Source organism: Chromobacterium haemolyticum DSM 19808 (genome assembly GCF_000711885.1).
GTDB classification, from domain to species: domain Bacteria; phylum Pseudomonadota; class Gammaproteobacteria; order Burkholderiales; family Chromobacteriaceae; genus Chromobacterium; species Chromobacterium haemolyticum.
The window spans coordinates 1-3,291 of record NZ_JONK01000061.1 but is presented as its reverse complement, the minus strand read 5'-3'; the positions used below and the strand labels follow the sequence as shown (position 1 = coordinate 3,291).

Annotated in this window: 2 protein-coding genes and 3 pseudogenes; 4 read left to right on the top strand and 1 reads right to left on the bottom strand. The window is 55.0% G+C overall.

Going from position 1 to position 3,291, the window contains the following annotated elements:
• Positions 1-58: 58 nt before the first annotated feature.
• Positions 59-589: pseudogene (locus BR71_RS23920) on the bottom strand (integrase core domain-containing protein); the annotation flags it as partial.
• Positions 590-657: 68 nt separating this feature from the next.
• Between BR71_RS23920 and BR71_RS19685 the strand changes: the two are divergent.
• From BR71_RS19685 to BR71_RS19675, 4 genes and pseudogenes are all read left to right on the top strand, one after another.
• Positions 658-906, top strand: a pseudogene (locus tag BR71_RS19685) (transposase); the annotation flags it as partial.
• A gap of 228 nt (positions 907-1,134) precedes the next feature.
• Positions 1,135-1,380 (top strand): hypothetical protein, encoded by a 246-nt coding sequence (locus BR71_RS24675; protein WP_208854914.1) that lies wholly within the window; start codon positions 1,135-1,137, stop codon positions 1,378-1,380.
• 226 nt (positions 1,381-1,606) lie between these two features.
• A complete protein-coding gene (locus BR71_RS25080) occupies positions 1,607-2,542 on the top strand; it encodes a transposase (protein ID WP_341860357.1) in 936 nt (311 codons plus the stop codon).
• Positions 2,509-3,291 (top strand): annotated as a pseudogene (locus tag BR71_RS19675) (IS3 family transposase); the annotation flags it as partial. The gene BR71_RS25080 and the pseudogene BR71_RS19675, both read left to right, overlap by 34 nt.

Sequence of the window (3,291 nt, the reverse complement as noted above, 5' to 3'; positions counted from 1 at the left end):
CTTCGATTTTTTCATGACAAACCTCCTGCCCGGATGGGCTTAAATTTGTCAGAAATCTCTACTTTTCGCCGCTACGTTTTTCCGGGAGGAGGTCAAATTTATCTGATTTCTCTTCAAGTGATTCGGCATAGCCAGTCGGCGTCAAACCACCCAGTGCTTTCTTGGGCCTTTCGTTGTTGTATTCCCTACGCCAGGCTTCGATGACGACCTAGGCATGGGGCAGGCTGGTGAACCAGTGTTCATTCAAGCACTCATCCCGAAAGCGCCCGTTAAACAATTCGAATTAAGCGTTCTGATTGGGCTTGCCTAGCCCAATGAGAAAGATCTGACCCCACGAGCGTGTGCCCAGGTCAACATCGCGCGGCTGCGTTATCGGCCCTGATGGTTTTGGGCAAGCCACGCGTCGTCACCAGCTGGTTGAGGACACGCGTCAGATTCAGACCCCCATCGCACGTTCCGGAACAATAGCCACTGCCTCATGCGTGGTATCATTGACCACGGCCTGATTCTTGATGACACTCCCCTCTGCCGTCCGGTCGAACACGCAGTCTATCGACCAGACTTGATTGGCGACCAAGGGACGTGCCAGTAACTGATTGGACTGTCCCCGCTTCTGTAGGCAATCCTGCTCTATGATTTTAGCATAGCAGGATGTCCATGAGCACACAGCGTTTCACGCCTGAACTCAAAGAAGAAGCCGTCAAACAGGTAACTGAGCGCGGTTACTCGGTTGCCGAAGTTTCCGCCCGACTTGGGGTTTCCAGCCACAGCCTCTACAAATGGGTGAAAGCGGTCAGTCCAGATAACTCCGAGAAGCAGGCGACCGAGCTGATCGAGGCCAAGAGCGAAATCCTTCGCCTTAAGGCGCAACTGCGGCGTACAGAAGAAGAGCGAGATATTCTAAAAAACCGCCCACACGCCCTTTCCGTGGCCCTTATGTCTAGAAACTCTGGCGGTCTACACTCACAGTACGCATGGACTGTCGCCGACTGCTTCTTGGTGGCGTAAACCCCGTCAAAAACTTGGCCCAGGGGAAGCTGCGGACCCGTCTGTGGTGGCGTCTTCGGACGACCCCATTTAGGAAATTGATCAATCCGAATCCCTGTCCTGCGTATGACCGTCAGGAGGTGGATCATGTCTCGCGATCAAGCACAGTCAAAGCCAGCGGGGCTTCTGATCATTCATCCATTTGCAGCGGGAATCGACATCGGTTCGCGCTTTCATGTTGTAGCCATCAATCCGGATATTAGCGATGAGCCTGTTCAAACCTTTCAGTCCTTCACCAGCGACTTGGTCAGGATGGCTGACTGGCTGGTTGCCATGGGTATCCAAACTTGTTGCGATGGAATCGACGGGGGTTTATTGGGTAGCCGCATTTGAAGTGCTTGAAAGCCGCGGGCTGGAGGTCATTCTGGCCAATGCGCGGGAGACGCGTCCGGTTCCTGGCAGAAAGAGCGATATTAATGATGCGCAATGGCTGCGACGACTTCACGCATGCGGGTTGTTACGCACAAGCTTCTAACCAGGAAGAGAAATTGCTGAACCCCGAGCCTATCTGCGAGCGCGCGAGCGGCATACCGATTACGCTGCCGCGCACATTCAGCACATGCAGAAGGCGCGGACCTACATGAATCTGCAGCTCCACCATGTGATTGCTACAATTACAGGCGTGACTGGGATGAGAATCATCCGAGCTATCGTCGCCGGTGAGCGAGACCCGGACAAGTTGGCAGCCATGCGTGATGTCCGGTGCAAGGAGAGCCTGGCGACTATCCGGGCCGCATTGGTCGGTAACCATCGGCCAGAGCATGTGTTTGCGCTCAAACAAGCTCTGGCACTATACGATTTCTATCAGAACTGTATTGAGGAGTGTGATCAAGAAATTGAAAGGACCGTGGCCAGACTGAACCTTTGCCGTCCTGCGCCAGAGGTTCCGCTTCCCAAAGCCAAGCACCGCAGCAGGATGCCAAGCGATCCTGACTTTGACGTGCGTACGGCCATGTATCAACTTGCAGGGACCGATTTGACTCAAATACACGGTATCGGCCCATTCTTTGCTCTGCGGTTGATTGCCGAATGTGGAACCGACTTGAGCCGTTGGCCAACAGCAAAGCACTTCACGTCCTGGTTGACGCTATCCCCAGGTTGCAAGATCAGCGGCGGCAAGATTCTTTCAGCACATACGCGTAAAACCAGCAACCGAGTCACCGTTGCTCTCCGACTTTCCGCCGTTGCGATTGGGCGGAGCAATACCGCGCTTGGGGCCTTTTATCGTCGTCTTGCCGCCAGGATTGGCCACGCCAAAGCCGTCACGGCAACTGCACGGAAGGTTGCGGTGCTGTTTTACAACGCGATGCGATTTGGCATGGACTATCGAGATCCTGGAGCAGACTACTATAAGCAACAGTATCGAGAGCGTGTGGTCAAGCAACTTCGTTGCCGTGCAGCGTTATTTGGGTTTGAGTTGCAATTGCAACCTGCGCCATCTGTCGAGGGAGTCTCTTGGGAAGCCGCGCGGTACTTTGCCAGGGAGTCCGAGTGAAGTACCGCTTCATGAACGAGCATCGTCATGCCTGGCCACTGACGACCATGTGCCGTTTGTGGCAAGTTGCCCGCGCCGGCTTCTATCAATGGCCACATCGCCCCGAGTCCGACCACGCCAAGGAAGATACTAGATTACTGGCTCTGATTCGTGACTCGTGGCAGGCCAGTGGTGGGGGTCTATGGATCTCGCCGTGTTCTGGGCGACCTGCGCAAAATCGGCGAACTGTGTGGCAAGCATCGTGTCGCCAGAATCATGCGGCAACACAGAATCAAGGCTCAGCGCGGCTATAAAGCCCCACGGCCCATTGCAGGGTAGCCCCCAACCATCTGAACCGTGAATTCACGACATCACAGCCTGACCAAGCCTGGGTAACGGACATTACCTTACATCCGCACCTGGCAGGGCTGGCTTTGTCTAGCGGCGGTGACCGACTTGTTCTCACGCAAGGTGGTGGGCTGGTCGATGAAACCGACATTGAACCGCGAATTGGCGTTGGACGCTCTGCTGATGGCGCTGTGGCGGCGCAAGCCTACCGGTCGTGTGCTGGTTCATTCGGACCAAGGGTCGCAATATCGCAGTGATGACTGGCGCTGTTTCTGCCCCTCCCACGACCTTGAACCCAGCATGAGCCGACGTGGCAATTGCTGGGATAACGCCGTGGCAGAGTCCTTCTTTCACAGTCTGAAGAAGGAGCGTATCCGCAAACGGATTTACAAAACCCGCGACTTGGCCAAGTCAGATGTATT